Below are 19,594 nucleotides of genomic sequence, written 5' to 3'. Positions count from 1 at the left end.
GACAATTTCATTAAGATTGGATAGAATAGAAGAAACACAAGGAGGCGTCATTCATGAAAAAAATGTATTTTGCAAGTCCGCTATTCTCAAATATGGAGTTTCGTTACAACGCAAGCGTTGTTGCTGAAATTCGTAAAGCATACCCCGAATTAGAAGTTTACTTGCCCCAAGAACAAGGGGATATTAATGATAAATCAAGTTATGCAGATTCGACGATGATTGCTAAATTTGATACAGAAGCATTGCTGGCATCTGATGTTGTAGTAGCTGTATTGGATGGCATCAGCATTGATGCAGGTGTAGCTTCAGAAATTGGTGTTGCGTATCACGCAAATATTCCGGTGATTGGATTGTATACAGACTCCCGTCAGCAAGGTTTTGAAAACCCGAAAAAAATTGCAGCTTTAGCTGAAATTGGCGAGTCTCAATTTTCATATGTTAACCTCTATACGATCGGTCTCATCAAATTAAATGGTGTTGTTGTTAATGATGAGGCAAGTATGATTGAACTCATTGGAAACTATATTTAATCACTAATTAAGGAAGTGTAGATATGAAAGAACATGTTATTAAATTAATGCCTGGTGAAGATATCATTGTGGCGTTGGACCAATACTGTAAAAAATATGAAATTAAAGCAGCATACATTGGTACTGTCGTCGGAAGTCTTGAAAAAGTTGTATTCCGCAAAGGATACAATCAGACCATGTTTGTGATGGATGGTCCATTTGAAATCGTATCGTGTGTTGGGACATTGTCCATGCAAGGGATGCACATTCATGCATCTGTGAGTGATTCTGAGTTTAAAGTCTTTGGTGGACACATCGTTCAAGGGAGTCAGGTAAAATCGACAGCAGAAATAGTCCTCATAGAATTAGAAAATCACGAATTGTCGCGTACGAAAGGCGAACTAACAGATTTTAAAGAATTACGCATTCGCGAAATCAGCAATCAATGCCAAAAAGGCTAAAACAAGGACCGTGTAACGATTGATACACGGTCCTTACTTTATTGTAAGGATACGTGATAGAATCTCGTGTTACCATAGAAAGGAAAGTCGAGGACAGTTGAAATGACACAAATTGTTGTAATACGAGGAAATAGTGGTAGTGGGAAAACAACGATTGCGCATATGCTTCGGGAGCACTATCCTGGATCCACAATGATCTTGTCGCAAGATCTGATTCGTCGAGAAATTCTCAATGTAAAAGATACTGAAGGCAACCTCTCAGCATCACTAATTGTTAATATGCTTAAATTTGGTCTAGGGAAATATGACTTAATTGTGATTGAAGGGATTTTTAACAGTTGGAAATACCAGGAAATGTTCCGAGAAGTTACGGCTTTAGCACTCCCTACCTATTTCTACTACTTCGATCTATCGTTTGAGGCAAGCTATACACGACACCTTATGAAAGATACAGCAGAGTTTGGGTTGGATGCCTTAAAACGCTGGTGGGTCAAGGGTGATTTGCTCAGTGATATTGATGAAACCTTACTTAACGAACAACAAGATGCACTAGAGATAACCCAACTCATTATAAGTGCCCTAAAAACTAAGTAGTGTATGGGTCTTGCAATACCCAAAAAAATACAGTATAGTAAAAAGCGACAACGATGTCGCTTTTTACTTGGAGGGACTTATGAAAGCAGCACAAACACGTAATCAGATTGTGGTATCTTCCCGTTCTTTATTTATAGAGAATGGGCTAAATGGCGTTACAATGACCGATATTGTAGATGCAAGCGGATTAAGTCGCGGTGGTGTCTACCGCTATTTTCAAAGTGTCAAAGAGGTATTTGAAGCACTAATGGAAACAGAGCTCTCGATAAACAAAAATCGTGAGTACGGAAGCTTTGCAGACTACTTAAATGAAGAAATTCTAGAATTACGCAATATTCGAGGTACATTACGATTTGCGGGATACGAATACATGATGAAATATGCTCAAACGTCTACTTTGGCACAACGGATTTACGACGTAAACATCAAACAAATTATGACATACAGTCATTGTAATGAGTCCGAAGCGACGATGATTTTTACGCAGGTCGAAGGCATGACGGTCATGGCATTGTCAGGTATTCTAAATGATGCAGTTATTGACACATTTAAAAATAAATACAGATAAATTAAGAGGTTAAGAAATGAAAGATTTAAAGATAATACAAAAGCATATTGGGCTTGATACGATGTACCAAATCGAGATTGGTATGGTCACATTATACTTAAACAAGACGATTGCCACGAAAGAGTTGGCACGAATTATGAAAGTTCCAACACCGCTTGCGACAGCACTTAAAAAGGAACTTGTAAAAGCAGGATACTTGAAGCGTGAGAGTTTCTATATGCTAACACCCATGGGGATTGATTATGTTGAGTCGGACTTAGGCTACCGAGGAATCAATAAAGAATTTTATATGCAACTCATCAAAGACGAAACAGCACGATTGAAGTATATCCAGTCACAGCTGGATGCGCTAAATTTATACTATGAAACAAGACCCGATGCAGATGTGACATTAGATCAAGCACATGCGACATTGCAAACGGTCATAGCTCGTGTCAGTCGCTATATCCTCGATCCACTGATTTTCAAAAAACAAATTGTATTCTTAGGTGATGATGATTTAGTTTCCATTCTCCTTGCACAAGTATTGAAGTCATTGGGACTAAAGCAAACTCAAATAACTGTATATGATATTGACCAAAGGGTTTTGAACCATATTCAAAAAGCGGATAGAAGCATTAGGTGTATTCAAGCAGATTTTCGACAATCTCTAAATACAAATAAAATTGCTGATCTTATATTTATGGATCCACCATATACAGTTGCGGGTGTGGCAAGCTTCTTGGAATTCGCTCAAAATCTAATTAGTGAAACCGGAACCGTCTATTTGTCTTTTAGCGATAAGCAACGCGCACATCAACACGAACTACAAAAACATATTACAGCAACAGGGTGGTACTATTCAGAAATCATCGAAAACTTTAATAAATATCAGGGCGGTGGAATTATTGGTAATCAGAGCAATTTATACATCCTTGAACGTGCTACAGCGTCGTCTTTTGAAACGAGTATGTACACCTATGATTCAAAACGTAAGGGGCAAACGCAAGTATTGGGGTATCATAGCTTGTATGAATTACGGGATAGTAATGCTTCGCTCCTCAAAAATATCGCGTATGTTAAGGAAGCGATGTATAGAATTGTCGACACATTCAAGCTCACTGCTGTAACTGATGAGTTTCATCAGTTTGATCCATATGGCGTCAGCGGAGCAATTATTCTGAGTGAATCTCACTTTACAATTCACACGTGGCCTGAGCATGGTTATGCGGGTCTGGACTTATTTGTATGCCATGAAGATATTCATGAATACGAGATTCTTCAACAGTTAAAAGTTCTTTTTGAGTCGCGGCAGGCAACAGTCCGAAAATTAGAACGGTCATATTAAATTTTTTTATCGCAAAAGTGACACAATTGTCGCTTTTGCGATACAGTGTATAAATAATTAACAAATGCCAGTAAATCCAAAATCATTCGAAAAAGATTGAAACCTGCATCAAAAAGGAATACAATAATCTTACGCCGACTTAGCTCAATTGGTAGAGCAACTGAATCGTAATCAGTAGGTTGGGGGTTCAAGTCCTCTAGTCGGCACCATTTACTAGGTACACTGTATGTAATCATACAGTTTTTTTATGGAATGGGAAGAAAACGCAATCCAAGGCTATTTGACTAGGAAAGCAAAATGAAATTTGTTATAATGATTTTGTAATAAAAGGAGAGTAATTAACTATGGAAGGTATTGAACTACTAAGTTTTCAAATGATCTCATTCAACGGATCAGCACGCTCATGCTTCATCGAAGCAATCGCAGCTGCAAAAGAAGGCGATTTCGATCGTGCAGAACAATTGATGGCAGAAGGTGAAGAACAATTCGTTGAAGGACACCGTGTACATGCTCAATTAATTCAACAAGAAGCTCAAGAAGGTAATACAGCAATCAACTTATTGTTAATCCATGCGGAAGATCAAATGATGAGTGCAGAAGTATTAAAAATTATTGCAGCTGAACTTATTGACATTCACAAACGAATTCAATAATAAAAACCACCCTAGGGTGGTTTTTTGTTAAGAAAGTCCCTAAAATATAGGACTACATGATACAATGTACAAAAGTGAGGAAAGAAAATGAACATGAGTGAAATTGTCGTTATGATTTGTCGCTTTGTAATCATAGCGCTCTACGGATTTGAAATGATGCGATACAATCGCGGAAAACGTATTGATGATACGTTGAAATTGAAGTTTGACGTAAGAAGTTGGATCGAAATCGTCGTTGTGGGTGTGCTGAATATTGGCTTTATTATTTATCCAGACTTGAAAGCTAATGTTTCATTCTTGACCTTTTATGGTTTTATTATGCTCATTGTGACGTTTTATCATACACGTCGTATTGTGGCATGGGGTAAAAAGGTTATTTTTATACTCGAACACTCATTTTACGTTAAGGATATTACACGTGTTAAGTATGAAAAAGGACGCCTATCTTTCTTATTAAAGGGACAACCATTCAAACTGCGAATGCCACTTACAGACATGAAGGCCCTTGAACAAAAATTTGCTGGAAAAAATTTCCGTTAAGGATTTGCACTAGTTAGTGCAATGTCAACGCTTTCTTATAGACTATTGAAACGTAAATTGTTATAATGTTCTTGTATCAAGGAGGGTATTATGAGAAAAATTATTCTACTATGTTCAGCTGGTATGTCAACAAGCATCTTAGTGAACAAAATGAAAGAGTCAGCAGACTCACAAGGTTATGAAGTTGAAATCTCAGCTCACTCAGTAAGTGAAGCTGCACGTGTTGGAGCGGATGCAGATATCGTTCTTTTAGGACCACAAGTTCGTTTTAACTTAAGTACAGTTCAAAAACAACTTCCTGAAAAACCAATCGAAGTTATCGATATGCGCGCATACGGAACAATGAACGGTGAAGCAGTTATTGCTGAAGTTAAAAAAGTATTGGGTGACTAATTAAATCACTAAAAATGTTAGGAAACTAACATTTTTTATTGTCAAAGCAAGGAGCTAAATATGAAACCATCAATCGTATACTGGACGGGGTCTGGTAACACACAAATTATCGCTGAAGCGATACAAGAAGCAATCGAAGACTTAGGAATGCAATGTGAAAGTAATTACGTCAGTGATGTCACTGCAGATGACGTAAAGGATTCGGATATATTCTTTTTGGGATGTCCTTCGATGTCCGGAGAAGCTGTTGAAGAATATGAATTTAGGCCATTCTTAGACGATTTACTCCCACATGTTGCTGGAAAAAAAGTTGTTCTTTTTGGTTCCTACGACTGGGGTGATGGCGAATGGATGGTCAGCTGGAATCAGGAGATGATTGATTCAGGTGCAGAGGTACTCGATCGCTATCAAATCCAATGGGAACCTAATGATGAGCAACTCGCAAATGTGAAGGAAAAAGTAACGTCTTACTTCAAAATGTAACTTGTTTCATGGTTAATGTAAAAATAGTGTAAAAAATAGTGAAAGTCCGTTGACTTTTACATTTTTCAATGTATAATGTAAACATAGATAGCCAAACTATCTTATATAATACTTGTCCTCAAGAAGATTCGTTGACACTATTTCCTCAACTAATGAAATACATTTATATTTCCTCCATCAGTAACAACGAATCGTCTCCTTTATAAAAACACACGGTAGGGTGTGTTTTTTGTTTGTCATAGCGTATAATGTTAACGAGAGGTATTCATATGAGAGTTATGTATCCAGGATCTTTTGATCCAATCACTTTAGGTCACATTGACTTAATCGAACGTTGTTCTCGAATGTTTGAAGAAGTAGTTGTCGCAATCATGGGTAATGATAGCAAACAAGGAACATTTTCGATGGCGGAACGTTTAGAGCTAGCGCAAGAAAGTGTTAAACATCTACCCAATGTAGAAGTTAAAATTGGTGATGGTCTGACCGTAGACTATGCAGTTAAAGAAAACTGTACATTGTTAATTCGTGGTATCCGTGCGGTTATGGATTACGAGTATGAGTTACAACACGCTGCAACGAACCGAGTCTTGAATCCTAAAATTGAAACATTATTTTTGGTGGCAGATCCCCATTATTCATATATTTCGTCGTCAGTTGCGCGAGAAATTGCACGCTTTGGTGGCGATTTAAAATCACTCGTTCCGTGCAATGTAGCGGATCGACTCATCGAGCGTTATGCTCAAGAGAAATAGCTGAAACTTGCTATTTCTTTTTTGCGGACATAGCTCAGTAGGATAGAGCGAGCGCCTCCTAAGCGCTAGGCCACAGGTTCGATTCCTGTTGTTCGCACCAATATCAAGTCAACCCACCTAAACGTGGGTTTTTTAGTGTTGTGGTAGAAACACAAGGGAGCTTTTAAAATTTTATCAGGTGCATATACAACGATTTAGCCGTCAAAGATGACTGTATAAACATCACCTTGTATGGGTAGCACGATGGTATGATATAGTGGATATCAAGTGAAAAGGCATGGTTAAATAAGGAGAATGTCATGGAGATTCAGGATATTGTGGTTATTATTTTATTGATAATTGGTATAGTTTTTCGACGACAAATCGACGAAGCTCTAGGTAATCATAAACTCAAGGTACTTTTATTACTGTTGTTACTTGTACCTCTTATTCTTTATCTAATCTATTAGTTTTTGTAAACGGAGAGCACTTAATTCATAAAAATTAGGTAAGATACCTAATTGAAAGTACATAATTTGCATATAATCAAAAGGATTGATTGTAGAAATGGGGGAAAAAGTGATAAGATAGCCTATATGTATGTCTATCAACCAAGACTGTAGAAAGGAAGAATAAATGGGAAATCAACTCCGCGTTCTCGATGCCCTAGAATTCCATCGCGCAGACTTAACACAAACCGAGCAAAGACTTGCAGACTTTATCTTAGAGAAACCCCAACGCGTTGTCGGTATGTCAATTCAAACCCTTGCGGTTGAAACAGAGACGAGTGCATCAGCGGTTAGTCGCTTATGTCGTAAAATTGGAGTCGAAAGTTTTCAAACGTTCAAAGTTATGCTTTCGAGTGAACTTGCGCGCCACAGCTATAAGTCAGCGAATGAAATCTTGCACTATTCGAAACCGCAAGAAGCCAAGCATGATATTTTGAAATCAGCATTTGAAGCAATGAATCAAACAACAGAAGATTTGACAATGGAAGAGATCAATCCCATTGTCGAATTACTCTATCATGCGAAGAACATATTCCTATATGGGGATGGATTTTCTGTGTTGGCTGTTGAAAACTTTAGACAAAAATGGTTACGTGTTGGTAAAGCGGTGTTTGTGGTAAACGATCAGGGGTCAGATCGTGTGACCATGTATTCGCAAAAGGAAGACTCTGTTTATGTAGCAATTTCAAATTCAGGGAACTCATCAAAAGTCTTAGAACTGATGTTGTTTGCGAAGAGTATCGGATTTAAGACACTAGCAATTAGTCGTCGTGCAGACAGTCGTATTGAACACAATAGTGATTATAATCTCTATACTGCACCGGTAAGCACCGAACCAACTGCGCTTACAAATTCTATTTATGCACAATTTATTGCAATCGATATCTTGTACAGTGCATACGTGACCCGATATGGCTTACAAAAAGCTATTGTCGTTTCAGATTATTTCAAATAATAAAAAAGGATGGTAATCCGTAGACGATTACCATCCTTTTGTTTGTAGGCATAAAAAAACTGAGAGTGAATCTCAGCTAAATTATTTATTGGTGCACCAGAGAAGATTTGAACTTCCACAGATTGCTCTACACGCCCCTCAAGCGTGCGCGTCTACCGTTCCGCCACTGGTGCATTGCCTTAATGCTAATGTATTATAACATTAGATTTCACATTATACAATACTAAAAGAAATAAAAATAATACAAGAAATTAAAGTGTAAAAAAGGCAGTAAAAAACGAGCTGTGATATGATTAAAGGGAGGTGGTTGTATGAAAAAATTATACATGATAGTTGATGTACAAAATGATTTTGTTGACGGTGCGTTAGGATTTGAAAAAGCCGATGATGTTGTGAAACAAATCGTGGAGACATTAGAAACAAAGCTTGAGCCTGAAGATGTCGTTGTATTTACGCGAGACACCCATTATGAAAACTACTTAGAAACGCAAGAAGGGAAACGATTACCAATTCCTCATTGCATCCATGGAACCTATGGTTGGGAAATCGTTGAAGCATTATCGCCATGGATCAAAACTTCGACGCAGATATTTGATAAACCAACATTCGGGTCACTCGAACTGGGAAATTATTTAAAAACACAGGATTTTGATGAAATTGAAATCATGGGTTTAGTCTCGAATATTTGCGTCATCACAAATGCTGCGATTGCGAAAGCTGCACTTCCAGAAGCTCGGATTGTTGTGAATCGAAATTTAACATCGAGTTTTGATGAATCCTTAGATTTAAAAGCATTGGAAGTTATGGCAGGATTCCAAATTGATATTGTTGGTACTGAAGCGTGAAACAATACCAACGCAACATTATTGGCATATTTCTAACACTCACAATCGTTTTTTCGGGGCTGTTTGGTTATATCTATTTTAATCCGTATGTATCCGCGACGGTGGTTCGTCGTGCTTTTGATGTGGGAATTGCGAAACCGCCTGAAAATTATGATGAAATTCGAGCACAAGTTGATGTCCAAGAAAATCTGGTCTATCCATCAGTTGAAACAGATAACATCTTTGATCTCTATAAACCAAAAAATGCAACTGGAATGGAGCCGGTCATTATTTGGGTACATGGTGGTGCATTTGTAGGTGGTGATAAAGTGGATATCACAGAGTATTCAGTATTATTAGCACAACGTGGTTTTGTTGTGGCAAATATGAATTATCAACGTGCTCCTGAGGCTAACTATCCAAGTCAAATTATACAAGTTGGGGAGCTCTACTCGCACTTGTTATCCAATCGTGATTCGTACAACCTGAACATGGATAAAGTGTTTTATGCGGGAGATTCTGCCGGTGCTCACATTGTGTCTCAATTTGTCCTCATTCAAAATGATGCTGCATACTCAGAAAAAGTAGGGATCAAGCCTGTGATGGCTCCAAATACAATAACGGGAGTTGGATTATTCAGTGGTCCGTATGACTTGAATGAAATTCTCTCGTTTGCAGATTTTGGCAAAGGTGCATTGGACTTCTTCTTTGAGCGAATTGGTTGGGCATATTTTGGTGAAAAAAATTGGCGTCAAGGGGACTACATTGATGAACTGACCATCATCGATTATGTAAATGAAGATTTTCCACCTGCCTTCGTTACTGATGGCAATACAATGACATTCACCCAGGATGGCTTGAAACTGGTTGATGCGCTTCAAAATCTGGGCGTTGATGTGACTGCAGCATTTTATGATGAATCTGAAGCGGAGTTGGTTCATGAATATCAATTTATCATGACACTCGAACAGTCACAAATAACATTTGAACGCTTTGTTGAATTTTTAGTGAGGGTCGCTGGTTAGCGGTCCTTTTTTAATGCAACGATACGCATAGCGTGTTATAATAAATCATAAAGCGAGGAATTTATGAAAAAACTATTATTGGTATTAAGTGCAGGAATCTTAGCACTTGATTTATTCGTAAAATATTGGATTGAAACGACATTACGCTTAGGTCAATCTATAACAATTATCCCTAATTTTTTCGAATTAACATATGTCCGTAATTATGGTGCTGCATGGAGTCTATTATCAGGTAAGCAATTTGTGTTCTTATTTGTGACACCAATTATTATTGGAGCATTGGTCTATTACTACGTAAAACAGTCTGAACCCCTCCACTTAACAGCAATTGCTTTTATACTTGCTGGTGCAGTTGGGAATTTTGTAGATCGTGTCGTATTTGGATATGTAAGAGATATGTTTAGTTTTAATATATTTGGCTATGCCTTCCCAGTTTTCAATGTTGCGGACATGGCAGTGGTATTTGGAGTTTTTTTAGTAATATTGATTATTCTTCGTGAGGAGATGAGGTTAAAACATGAACAAAATAATGATTGATGAACAATTAGAAGGAATACGCATTGACCAGTATATGGCACTACTGCTTGGAGATTACTCCCGTAGTGTTATTCAAGCATGGATTGAAGATGGGAAAATTCTTGTTAATGATAAAACAACGAAGCGAAATTATCGCTTGAAAGAGTCTGATGTTGTGAGTTATGAAATCACAGAAAAAGATACAACAATTCAACCGATAAAAATGGACTTGGATATCGTGTATGAAGATGAGCATCTTATGGTTGTGAACAAACCCAAAGGATTAATTGTTCACCCGTCACCGTCGACACTAAACCAAGCAACTTTGGTACATGGACTGCTTGCACACACAAACCATTTGAGTGATTTAAATGGTGAATTGCGCCCAGGTATTGTCCATCGTCTCGATAAAGATACATCGGGTCTATTAATTGTTGCTAAAACAAATGAAGCACATGAACTTTTGGTAGAGGCCCTCAAGAATCGTGAGATTTCTCGTGAGTATTATGCACTGGTACACCATGCATTCCCACACCAAAGTGCAACTGTAGATGCACCAATTGGTCGCGATACCCGTAATCGCCAACGAATGACTGTCACAGATAAAAATAGTAAAGAAGCAGTTACACACCTTTTCTTGGTTGAAAAGTTTAAAGATCATAGCTTACTCAGATGTAAATTGGAAACCGGTCGTACACACCAAATTCGTGTTCACTGCAGTTACATCCAACATCCAATTGTAGGCGATGCAACCTACAGCTACAAGAATACACTGGATACACAAGGACAATGTCTTCATGCATTCCGTCTAAAATTTACGCACCCAATTACACATGAAGCCCTAGAATTTGAAAGTCAAATGCCACAAATTATGCAAGATACAATCAATGAAGTGAGACGCCTCGATTCGTGAATAAGCTCTATGGTGCATGGCTTATCGAACTTTCAAATTATTTAATCAAAGAACATGGTTATCAAATGATTACAATGACAAAAGCAAATGATGAGATTTGGTTAACCAATGCAACGCATGCGTCATTGCCGATTATTATGATTACGAGCAAACCGCTGCAGGCGATTGATCCACTTGCAATTCAAGCGCATCGAGAATCGCTTGCCGTCGTTTTTAAAACGGAGGCTAAAGGCCTTAATATTTCTGTTGATGACAATACAACGGTACGTAATGACGAAAATGTCGTTGTGTTGCCAGGGTATACATCGCATTCAAAATTCATGGAACAATTTCCAAACATTGAAAACTCAATTTCAATGAGTAGCAATCCAGAAAAATCATTATCAAAAGCAGTGATGGATCTTCGAAAAACAATGTTTAAAGCACAAAAACAAGTTCAACGCAAAATGTTCCCAGCTACCAATGCTATTATGATTATGGCGATGATAGGGTATGGACTTGCACTGTTCTTGGCAATGCAAGGCTTCGACTTTGATAGTGTTATGATCATGGCAGGTGGATTCTATAAACCCTTAGTCGGCTATGGTTACGAAGTGTGGCGTTTTGTCACATCAGCATTCGTGCATATTGATTTCTTTCATCTTCTGCTAAATCTGATGATACTAAGAAACATTGCAACGTTGTTAGAACCCGTTGTTGGATGGAAACGTTTCCTTATCATATTCTTTGTTGGAACGATATCAGGAAATATGTTCCTCTTTATCATGCAAGATACTGCTATCGGATATGGTATGGCTGCAGGACTTGCGGCAACACTGGGTGCACTTCTAATCTATGTGTATGAAACTCAAATTTATAAAGTGCCTCGTGTACTTAGTCAAATTTCTTCGATTGTATTCATGAACATTTTGATTATGATGCTACCAGGCTCTAGCTATACAGCGATGGGTGGTGGTCTGTTTGCTGGTCTTCTTCTTGGCTTCTTGTTCTCCAAGCGCCGAGATTGGGAAAGCATTCGCACAGGATTAAAAGTCTTAATGCCTATCTTCTATATTCTTCTTATTGCGATCATGGTGATGCAAAAAGATGCAATTAGTAATGCAACGATTGCAGAGAATTTAATCAAATCATGGGATAGCTTTGGATTTACTGGCTATTCTGAACACTTAAAAAATATACTTTCATAGGAGGCTTTATGTCGAAACGTCAAAATGCAATTTCTTGGGATGAATATTTTATGGGTTTAGCACATTTATCTGCTAAACGTTCAAAGGATCCCTCAACCCAGGTCGGAGCAGCAATCATTGACCCGCACAAAAAAATTGTTGGAATCGGGTACAACGGATTTCCAATCGGAGTAAGTGATGATGAATTTCCGTGGGAGCGTGACGGTGAAATGTTAGCAACAAAATATCCTTATGTTGTACATGCTGAACTCAATGCAATTCTGAATGCTACGACATCTTTAAGAGGATGTTCGATTTATGTTTCGCTATTTCCATGTCATGAGTGTACGAAAGCGATAGTTCAGAGTGGAATTACCGAGGTTGTCTATGAAGACGATAAGTATGCGGCAACGGACTCTGTCATCGCTTCAAAAAGAATGCTTATGAGTGCAGGTGTTTCGTTACGACGGTTAGAAAAACCAGTCCGTATTGAACTGGTTAAAGATTAATTATTTTTTGAGTATTTGCAAAATGGGTTTTTGCGACTTTATGTAAGGCATCCTGCCCATAGCGTTCGATAAATACTTTACCTGCAATATCTACATGAGCTCCAGCACCTTTAGGGAATTCGAAATCATAAAGTGTTCCTAATTGGTCGAGCGCTTCAAGAAATGCAAAGCGTGCAATGATTGCAGCGCATGCTACAGCTAAATATTTATTCTCGGCCTTTGTTTCAAACGTTAAGTCTTTATAGACTTCGGGTTCTTGAGCAAGGGCTTTGAAATAAGCATCCTTAGGCATGAATTGATCAATTACGGATAAAGTGGGCATTGTTATTTTATTCGATAAATTCAGGAAAGCCTTATTATGAAGCTTTGCTTTGATAACGTTCATATTCATTGTTTTATGGACACTGTTGTATTTAGCATTTTCTAATACGAGCAGACTATATGTGATGGTCTCCATGATAACGGGTGCGAGTTGTCGAATCGTGTCGTCATTAATCTGTTTAGAATCTACGATTTTGCTGACGGGAAGGACATTTAGGTCTGCATCAGTAAGATAAGCAGCACACACGGTAATTGGACCAAAGTAGTCTCCGGTACCAACCTCATCAGATCCTGCCATAGGATAGCGAGTTGGTGTTGCGTTACTTTGAGTAGATACTTTCTTAGTCGATTGCGTTTCTTCTGATTCGACGTATCCATAAAGTGAAGCATGAAAAACAGCAGAATGACCTTGAAATACTACTTTTCCACTTGTGTATGCGGTAATTGTAAAATCGTCACCACGAATCTGGAAATGTGTGTACGGTAAGTCAGTCCGTATTTTGTAAGCGTAATAACGCTTTTTAAGATCAAATATTTGATCGTTTGTAAGTTTTAATGTGATTGGTTTCATAACAATAATATAGACTATTTGAAGTTGAATCACAAATATTTTTAGATTATGATTAAATAAAGGAGTGATACAATGATTACATTTCCATCAGATTGGATGATCTACTTAAACGGTGTGATTATCATATGGTTCCTCATTGACCTATATAGAGGTTACAAGCGGGGAATGCTCTTGCAAATCGTAGACGTAGTAGGAACTTTTGTTGCACTTTTTGCAGCATGGCTTCTTTCTCCTGCATTTTCCAAAGTCATCACATTCGTCAAGTTAGATGGTAATGGACTTGTTACGATTAATCAATTCGTAGGCAATCAGGTTAACCGCCTGATTTGGTTCGTAATTCTATTTGTAGTAATACGTATCCTCTTGTTACTTGTAACACCACTTGCATCATTCATATCCAAGATGCCACTAATTAAACAAGTTAATTCAGCAATTGGCGGTGTGTTTGCTGTCGTGATGTTCGGAGTTAAATTAATGATTGCGATTTTACTACTCTCAACACCATTAATTATCAATGGCCAAGATGTTGTTAATAATACGTGGTTAAAACAAGTCAATGAAGTCGGACAGCCTGTACTCGTATTTGTCGATGACTTTATCATTCGAAATGATGCAATTCAATCGATTATCATGGAACAAAAACTACCCGACGAACAAGAACAGGCAATGGTAAAATGGCTAACGGATAATAATTTTACAGATCAAGAAATTAAGGAGTTTTTAAATAAATATGAATAATATATCGTCTCGTCTCGAGTTCGATAAAGTACTAGAACGAGTATCATTTTACGCATCGTTCTCACTAGGGAAAGAGAAGGTGCTACAAAGTGAGCCTTCTTTTTCTGCTTTAATCGTTCGTCGAGATTTAGCACGTGCAAAAGATGCACTGCAACTAGTTATAACCAACGGATCATTATCTTTTGGTGGTATTACCGATGTAAATTTTGCACTAGGGTTCGCAGCAAAAGGTGGAACACTCGCAATTGATGAAATCATCGATGTCGGTCGCTTTATGCAAGGGATTCAACGCTTAAAAAATCAATACGAGAAAGTTGAAGGCAGTTATCCTGCTTTGGATGACTTGTTTGAAAGTTTAGTTGTGAATGAAAAAGTGCTTGATCATATCAATCATGCATTTGGAGAACAAGGGAATGTTCTTGATCGAGCAAGCACAACACTTTCTTCGATTCGAAGAAGTATTACGCAGCTTGAAGGAAATATCGATAAACAAACGCAAGAGTTTTTGACGAAAAATCGTTCCATGTTGAGCGAAGCGGTTGTTTCATTACAACATGGTCGTAAAACATTCTTAATCAAGCCATCCGAGAAAAACAAACTCGATGGAACAATATATGGTGAATCCGCAAGTGGACAATCTGTATATTTTGAGCCTGCGTTTTTATCACGCATGCAAAATGAACTTCAAGGTTTACATCATCAAGAAGCCGATGAAATTGAGCGAATTTGTCGCGAAACATCGGGTCTAATTGCTGGGGAAGCCCTACAATTAGAAGCTGATGTTGATACTGCAGGAATTCTTGATGCGCTCTTTGCGAAAGCAGAATGGGGCCATAAAAATGACGCGGTCGTCGCAACATTGACCAAAGATTCTTTAAAGTTGAAGAACGCACGTCATCCACTAATTGACCCTAAAACAGTCGTTTCAAATACATATCAAATGATTCCGCCTCACCGAATGATACTCATTTCAGGGCCGAACACTGGTGGTAAATCAGTGTCGCTCAAAACAATAGGTTTGAGTATTATGATGACCTTAGCGGGCTTCCCAGTGTGCGCTGAAGAAGCAGAAGTTATGTTGGTTGACAAAATTTTTGTGGATATTGGGGATCAACAGTCTATTGAGAAGTCGTTATCGTCGTTTTCAGCACATATGCAAACGATGACAACGGTCAGTGAAGATGCAACACGCAATTCGATTGTACTGCTTGACGAGCTCGGTTCGCAAACGGATCCTCTCGAAGGAGAGAGTCTTTCCATGGCGATTCTTGACCATTTCCGAGATGTTGGATGTTGGGTTGTCGCAACAACGCACTTCTCAAGATTAAAACAATATGGTACGCAATTTGAGGATATTCTAATTGCTAGCGTTGAATTTGACCTTCAAAATTTGATGCCAACGTATCGCTACCGTGAAAACATCATGGGCGAATCGAATGCGTTTGCGATTGCTAAACGCCTTGGCTTAAACGAAGCGATTATCAATCAGGCTCAGGAGTATAAAGAAGCAAGTCAATATGAAACAGAACATATGATGGAAATTCTTGAGGCCAAAATTCAAGAGCAAGAACAAAAAATTGTTGAGCTGAATGAGAAAGAAAATGAGTTAGAAAAAGACAAAGCGCAGCTTCTGTTAGATCGTGAAGCAATGCAACGTGCATTTGAAAAAGAAAAAGAAAAATTAGTTGAAGAAAATGAATCCTATCTCGAAGAGATGCTTTCAGAAGCTCAGAAACAACTTGATGTGATTAATCAATCAAGCCGTCCTGATTTTAGAAAACAAGCCGTCAAAAAGATTGAATCAATGCAACGTGAAATTGTAGTAGATGATATTGCGATTGGTGATCGGGTTAAACTAAAATCAACCAGCCAGGTTGGTGTGGTAGAAAGTATTGAAAAGAATACCGCACACGTATCAATCTCTGGTCTAAAAGTTAAAGTCGATTTATCAAAATTGACTAAGATTGCTGGACCAGCACCAAAAGTGAAATCAAAACAACGGAAATCACATTCTATCAGTGCTCGTTCATCATTCAATACAGAGTTAAATATAATCGGTAAACGTGTTGCGGAAGCAATTCCAATGGTAGATAAATTTATTGATGATGCCCTTGTCAACAATGTCGTTCAATTCCGAATAGTACACGGGCACGGTACCGGACAACTCCGTAACGCTGTTCACGATAGACTTCGAAAGAATAAACATGTCGGTTCATTCGAGCTTGGAAGTATTGGTGAAGGTGGCTCGGGAGCTACCGTCGTTAAACTAAAACAGTCATGAAGCATACCATTGAAGAGAAACTAGCATTACTTCCAACAGAGCCCGGTTGTTATCTCATGAAAGATAAAAACGGAGAAATTATCTACGTTGGGAAAGCAAAAAAACTTAAGAACCGTGTAAGTTCCTATTTTCATGGTGCGCATGATCACAAGACAACCAAGATGGTGAGTCAAGTGCGAGATTTTGACACAATTATAACGTCAACAGAGAAGGAATCGTTGATTCTCGAGATTAACCTCATTAAAGAACACCGTCCGCGCTTCAATATCCTATTTATGGACGATAAATCATATCCTTACCTGAAGGTGAGTCGTACTGGCAAACCAGAAGTTATTGTATCCCGTGATAAAAAACATTCACCGAATTACACCTACTTTGGTCCATATCCAGATGCTACTGCTGCTCGAGCTATGGCAAGTGTTCTGAATGATTCTATTCCAACAGGAGATGATTTGCTTCCGAATACACAAGCAATCTACAATAGCTTTAACCGTACCGAAAAAAAATACTCGAAAGAAGAGTTAGCGTTGTGGCGACAAAACGTTGTCAGCATCCTTAATGGTAATTCGAAATCGTTCATTGATGCTCTAGAAGCGAAGATGCTTGAAGCCAGTCAAGATATGAATTTTGAATTAGCACAACGCTATAAAGAAAAGCTTCAGGCAATCGAGTATGTAGGAGACCGCCAACAAGTCCAATTCAGTCGAACTGAAAACTTTGATGTGTTCAACTTTGCATACTATCAAGGATACATTGCGATTACCGGTTTGTTTGTCCGTGCGGGTCGTTTGCTTGAGCGAACCATGGCGGTTGAAGCAAGCCTCGAAGAACCAGAAGATGCACTGACATCATTTATCGCGCAGTTCTACCAAAACCAACCTACTCCTAAATACGTATATGTACCAGAATTGCTAGATAAAGATTCGATACAGGCGATGATTCAAACTGAAGTTTTGCATGCCCAACGTGGGAAAAAGCGAGCATTAATGGATATCGCTGAAAAAAATGCACAACAACAATTAGATGATCAATTTCAACTCCTCAAAAATCGTCAAAATTTCAAAGAAGAAGCACTCTTGCACTTATCGCAATTACTATCCTTTTCCGAGACAATTCATAGGATTGAGGTTTTTGATAACTCGCATATTTCGGGAACCTTCGCCGTTTCGGCATGTGTTGTTTTTGATGATGGAGAACCGAACAAATCGTTGTATCGTAGATACCGTCTACACCAAGGCAATGATGATGTAGCATCAATGAAAGAGGTTCTATACCGTCGTTATTTTAGAATTCTGAAAGAAGATGGTATCTTTCCAGATTTAATTTTAGTAGATGGTGGGAAGCCGCAAGTCAATGCTGCACTCGAAATTATGGAAATGTTAGACTTAAACATAACCGTTGCAGGACTTGTGAAAGATGATCGTCACCGTACTCATGCGCTACTAAATGCAAGTGGTGAGATTCTCAATGTCGATAAAACATCATCCTTGTATGCATTAATGACGCATATGCAAGATGAGGTCCACCGTTACGTTATTGGGTACCATCGAAATTTACGTAAAAAAGCGATGACCAAATCAATCTTAGACGAGGTTCCGGGCTTAGGACCGGTACGACAGAAACAACTCTTTAAGACCTTTGGATCGCTTCGTGGAATCCGTGGCGCAAGCATCGAAGAATTAGAAACGATTATTCCAGAAGATGTTGCACGCGAACTCTATGATATAATTCATATAGATTGGACGGAACATAATGATGAGAAATAATAAGACAATAGGACTTTTTGATTCTGGGTTGGGTGGATATAGCGTTTTTCAATATTTAAAAACCCATCTACCATCGTTAAATCTCGTGCTCTATGCGGATCAAAAAAATGCGCCATATGGCAACCAAAGTGACCAAGCGATTATTGAGCATACAATTCATGCAATGGCTTGGTTTGAGGCTCAAGGAATTACCGACATCGTGATTGCATGTAACACCGTATCTTCAATTGCGATGGCAGCAATTTCAAAGGTCTATCCGGCTTTAAATATTATGGGGATTATTGATCTCACGACGTCGCAAATGACAGGTACTAACGATACGGTGGCGGTTGTATCAACATTGGCAACACATCGATCCAAGGCATATACCAAATCTTTACATGCTCGTGGTATCTATAATGTTGTAAGCCTGCCGTTGGGTGACCTCGTGAACTATATAGAAAACATGGAAGATCCGTCAGAGTATCTTCAAAAAGCACTTGAACCGATTCAAGAGGCAACAACGCTAATTCTAGGTTGTACACACTACCCTTTGATATTAGATACATTCGAACGCTTCTTTGATGGGGAAATTGTAGATTCAAGAGAACCGATTTATAAGGTTTTAAAACATTATGAAAGCAATCAGGATGGATTCATCCGCGTTGTAACGAGTGGAAATCCTGCTATTATGCGAGAACAAATCAAAGCGTTATTTCTAGAAGATGTCGAGGTTGAAGGTGTATGAAAGAGTTTATCGTTGTAAGTGATAATCATGGTAATGCAAAGGTGCTCCAACAAATTTTGGAAAAACACCCTAATGCAGAAGGATTTGTCCATTGTGGCGACAGTGAGATGGATCCTCGTGATTTAAAGAATTTTACTGTCGTAGCGGGTAACAACGACTATTACTTTAAATTTCCAGAATATATGATAGTGACGCTTGGCGGAAAACGTATCTACGTTACGCACAGTCATACGCTTCCGTATGGTAAAGCAATTGAGACTTTAGTAGCACGTGCAAAAGCACAAGACTGTGAAATTGCTTGCTATGGACATACCCATAAATTTGATTTTAGAACGATTGATGGAGTAACTGTTATTAACCCAGGATCACTCTATTATAATCGTGACGGAAGTGATCCAAGTTATGCCAGAATTACGATAGAAAATGACATTATCTCCGCTGAAAAATTATTTTCGAAAGATTTATAAAAGGCGTTGTAAATGGCTGTACTATTTGTTATTATAATAGTCGCAGT

At 38.4% G+C, this 19,594-nt stretch carries 23 protein-coding genes and 3 tRNA genes; 24 read left to right on the top strand and 2 right to left on the bottom strand.

Annotated features, from left to right (window positions below; all coding sequences use genetic code 11):
* The first annotated feature begins 53 nt into the window (after positions 1 to 53).
* The 13 genes from GVV19_RS03800 to GVV19_RS03740 all read left to right on the top strand — a co-directional run bounded on the left by GVV19_RS03800 (position 54) and on the right by GVV19_RS03740 (position 7,723).
* The gene (locus GVV19_RS03800; protein WP_159635171.1) at positions 54 to 530 is read left to right on the top strand and encodes a nucleoside 2-deoxyribosyltransferase; all 477 of its coding nucleotides are present in this window, start codon (positions 54 to 56) and stop codon (positions 528 to 530) included.
* A 23-nt stretch (positions 531 to 553) separates the two neighbouring features.
* The gene (locus GVV19_RS03795) at positions 554 to 970 is read left to right on the top strand and encodes a PPC domain-containing DNA-binding protein (protein ID WP_159635168.1); all 417 of its coding nucleotides are present in this window, start codon (positions 554 to 556) and stop codon (positions 968 to 970) included.
* 102 nt (positions 971 to 1,072) lie between these two features.
* Positions 1,073 to 1,564, top strand: coding sequence for a P-loop NTPase family protein (locus GVV19_RS03790; protein WP_159635165.1), 492 nt, complete (start codon positions 1,073 to 1,075; stop codon positions 1,562 to 1,564).
* Positions 1,565 to 1,643: 79 nt separating this feature from the next.
* Entirely contained in the window at positions 1,644 to 2,132 is a 489-nt protein-coding gene (locus GVV19_RS03785; RefSeq protein WP_159645702.1) for a TetR/AcrR family transcriptional regulator, read from the top strand.
* 16 nt (positions 2,133 to 2,148) lie between these two features.
* The gene (speD, locus tag GVV19_RS03780) at positions 2,149 to 3,459 is read left to right on the top strand and encodes an adenosylmethionine decarboxylase (RefSeq protein ID WP_159645699.1); all 1,311 of its coding nucleotides are present in this window, start codon (positions 2,149 to 2,151) and stop codon (positions 3,457 to 3,459) included.
* Between the two features lie 133 nt (positions 3,460 to 3,592).
* A tRNA-Thr gene (locus GVV19_RS03775) sits at positions 3,593 to 3,668 on the top strand.
* A 135-nt stretch (positions 3,669 to 3,803) separates the two neighbouring features.
* Positions 3,804 to 4,112: a PTS lactose/cellobiose transporter subunit IIA gene (locus tag GVV19_RS03770; RefSeq protein WP_159635161.1), complete on the top strand. Its 309-nt coding sequence runs from the start codon at positions 3,804 to 3,806 to the stop codon at positions 4,110 to 4,112.
* A gap of 87 nt (positions 4,113 to 4,199) precedes the next feature.
* A complete protein-coding gene (locus GVV19_RS03765; protein WP_159635158.1) occupies positions 4,200 to 4,652 on the top strand; it encodes a hypothetical protein in 453 nt (150 codons plus the stop codon).
* A gap of 90 nt (positions 4,653 to 4,742) precedes the next feature.
* A complete protein-coding gene (locus tag GVV19_RS03760; RefSeq protein ID WP_159635155.1) occupies positions 4,743 to 5,045 on the top strand; it encodes a PTS sugar transporter subunit IIB in 303 nt (100 codons plus the stop codon).
* A 60-nt stretch (positions 5,046 to 5,105) separates the two neighbouring features.
* Positions 5,106 to 5,528: a flavodoxin domain-containing protein gene (locus GVV19_RS03755; protein ID WP_159641055.1), complete on the top strand. Its 423-nt coding sequence runs from the start codon at positions 5,106 to 5,108 to the stop codon at positions 5,526 to 5,528.
* Between the two features lie 269 nt (positions 5,529 to 5,797).
* Complete coding sequence (coaD, locus tag GVV19_RS03750; RefSeq protein ID WP_159641052.1) at positions 5,798 to 6,280, top strand: pantetheine-phosphate adenylyltransferase; 483 nt, start codon at positions 5,798 to 5,800, stop codon at positions 6,278 to 6,280.
* Positions 6,281 to 6,303: 23 nt separating this feature from the next.
* Positions 6,304 to 6,380, top strand: a tRNA-Arg gene (locus tag GVV19_RS03745).
* Positions 6,381 to 6,895: 515 nt separating this feature from the next.
* On the top strand, positions 6,896 to 7,723 hold the full coding sequence (locus GVV19_RS03740) for a MurR/RpiR family transcriptional regulator (protein WP_159638222.1): 828 nt from the start codon (positions 6,896 to 6,898) through the stop codon (positions 7,721 to 7,723).
* An 89-nt stretch (positions 7,724 to 7,812) separates the two neighbouring features.
* On the opposite strand, the gene GVV19_RS03735 is transcribed toward GVV19_RS03740, so the two are convergent.
* A tRNA-Leu gene (locus GVV19_RS03735) sits at positions 7,813 to 7,896 on the bottom strand.
* Positions 7,897 to 8,034: 138 nt separating this feature from the next.
* Between GVV19_RS03735 and GVV19_RS03730 the strand changes: the two genes are divergently transcribed.
* From GVV19_RS03730 to GVV19_RS03705, 6 genes are all read left to right on the top strand, one after another.
* A complete protein-coding gene (locus GVV19_RS03730) occupies positions 8,035 to 8,568 on the top strand; it encodes a cysteine hydrolase family protein (protein ID WP_159645696.1) in 534 nt (177 codons plus the stop codon).
* The gene (locus tag GVV19_RS03725) at positions 8,565 to 9,572 is read left to right on the top strand and encodes an alpha/beta hydrolase (protein WP_159645693.1); all 1,008 of its coding nucleotides are present in this window, start codon (positions 8,565 to 8,567) and stop codon (positions 9,570 to 9,572) included. The genes GVV19_RS03730 and GVV19_RS03725 overlap by 4 nt, the downstream gene beginning before the upstream one ends.
* Before the next feature lie 63 nt (positions 9,573 to 9,635).
* The gene (gene lspA / locus GVV19_RS03720) at positions 9,636 to 10,109 is read left to right on the top strand and encodes a signal peptidase II (RefSeq protein WP_159638228.1); all 474 of its coding nucleotides are present in this window, start codon (positions 9,636 to 9,638) and stop codon (positions 10,107 to 10,109) included.
* The gene (locus tag GVV19_RS03715; protein ID WP_159645690.1) at positions 10,090 to 11,001 is read left to right on the top strand and encodes an RluA family pseudouridine synthase; all 912 of its coding nucleotides are present in this window, start codon (positions 10,090 to 10,092) and stop codon (positions 10,999 to 11,001) included. Before lspA ends, GVV19_RS03715 begins: the two co-directional genes overlap by 20 nt.
* Positions 10,998 to 12,188, top strand: coding sequence for a rhomboid family intramembrane serine protease (locus GVV19_RS03710; RefSeq protein ID WP_159641043.1), 1,191 nt, complete (start codon positions 10,998 to 11,000; stop codon positions 12,186 to 12,188). The genes GVV19_RS03715 and GVV19_RS03710 overlap by 4 nt, the downstream gene beginning before the upstream one ends.
* An 8-nt stretch (positions 12,189 to 12,196) precedes the next feature.
* A complete protein-coding gene (locus tag GVV19_RS03705; RefSeq protein WP_159645687.1) occupies positions 12,197 to 12,676 on the top strand; it encodes a deoxycytidylate deaminase in 480 nt (159 codons plus the stop codon).
* Here GVV19_RS03705 and rnhC read toward each other — a convergent pair.
* Positions 12,666 to 13,568 carry a ribonuclease HIII gene (gene rnhC, locus GVV19_RS03700; protein WP_159645684.1) on the bottom strand — a complete coding sequence of 301 codons (903 nt, stop codon included), beginning with the start codon at positions 13,566 to 13,568 and terminating at the stop codon, positions 12,666 to 12,668. The two genes, GVV19_RS03705 and rnhC, sit on opposite strands and share 11 nt — an antisense overlap.
* A gap of 72 nt (positions 13,569 to 13,640) precedes the next feature.
* On the opposite strand from rnhC, the gene GVV19_RS03695 reads away from it, so the two are divergent.
* Genes GVV19_RS03695 through GVV19_RS03675 form a run of 5 tightly spaced genes read left to right on the top strand, consistent with a single transcriptional unit; the run spans position 13,641 to position 19,547 of the window.
* Positions 13,641 to 14,306: a CvpA family protein gene (locus tag GVV19_RS03695; RefSeq protein ID WP_159645681.1), complete on the top strand. Its 666-nt coding sequence runs from the start codon at positions 13,641 to 13,643 to the stop codon at positions 14,304 to 14,306.
* Positions 14,299 to 16,587, top strand: coding sequence for an endonuclease MutS2 (locus tag GVV19_RS03690; protein WP_159641034.1), 2,289 nt, complete (start codon positions 14,299 to 14,301; stop codon positions 16,585 to 16,587). Before GVV19_RS03695 ends, GVV19_RS03690 begins: the two co-directional genes overlap by 8 nt.
* Positions 16,584 to 18,353, top strand: a complete 1,770-nt coding sequence (gene uvrC / locus GVV19_RS03685; RefSeq protein WP_159641031.1) for an excinuclease ABC subunit UvrC — start codon at positions 16,584 to 16,586, stop codon at positions 18,351 to 18,353. Before GVV19_RS03690 ends, uvrC begins: the two co-directional genes overlap by 4 nt.
* Entirely contained in the window at positions 18,340 to 19,080 is a 741-nt protein-coding gene (locus tag GVV19_RS03680) for a glutamate racemase (protein WP_159645678.1), read from the top strand. The genes uvrC and GVV19_RS03680 overlap by 14 nt, the downstream gene beginning before the upstream one ends.
* On the top strand, positions 19,077 to 19,547 hold the full coding sequence (locus tag GVV19_RS03675; RefSeq protein WP_159645675.1) for a metallophosphoesterase family protein: 471 nt from the start codon (positions 19,077 to 19,079) through the stop codon (positions 19,545 to 19,547). Before GVV19_RS03680 ends, GVV19_RS03675 begins: the two co-directional genes overlap by 4 nt.
* Positions 19,548 to 19,594: the final 47 nt, after the last annotated feature.

Source organism: Erysipelothrix anatis, from assembly GCF_009828745.1.
GTDB classification, from domain to species: domain Bacteria; phylum Bacillota_I; class Bacilli_A; order Erysipelotrichales; family Erysipelotrichaceae; genus Erysipelothrix; species Erysipelothrix anatis.
Note: the sequence above shows the minus strand (reverse complement) of the source record. Positions and strands in the feature narration are given on the sequence as shown.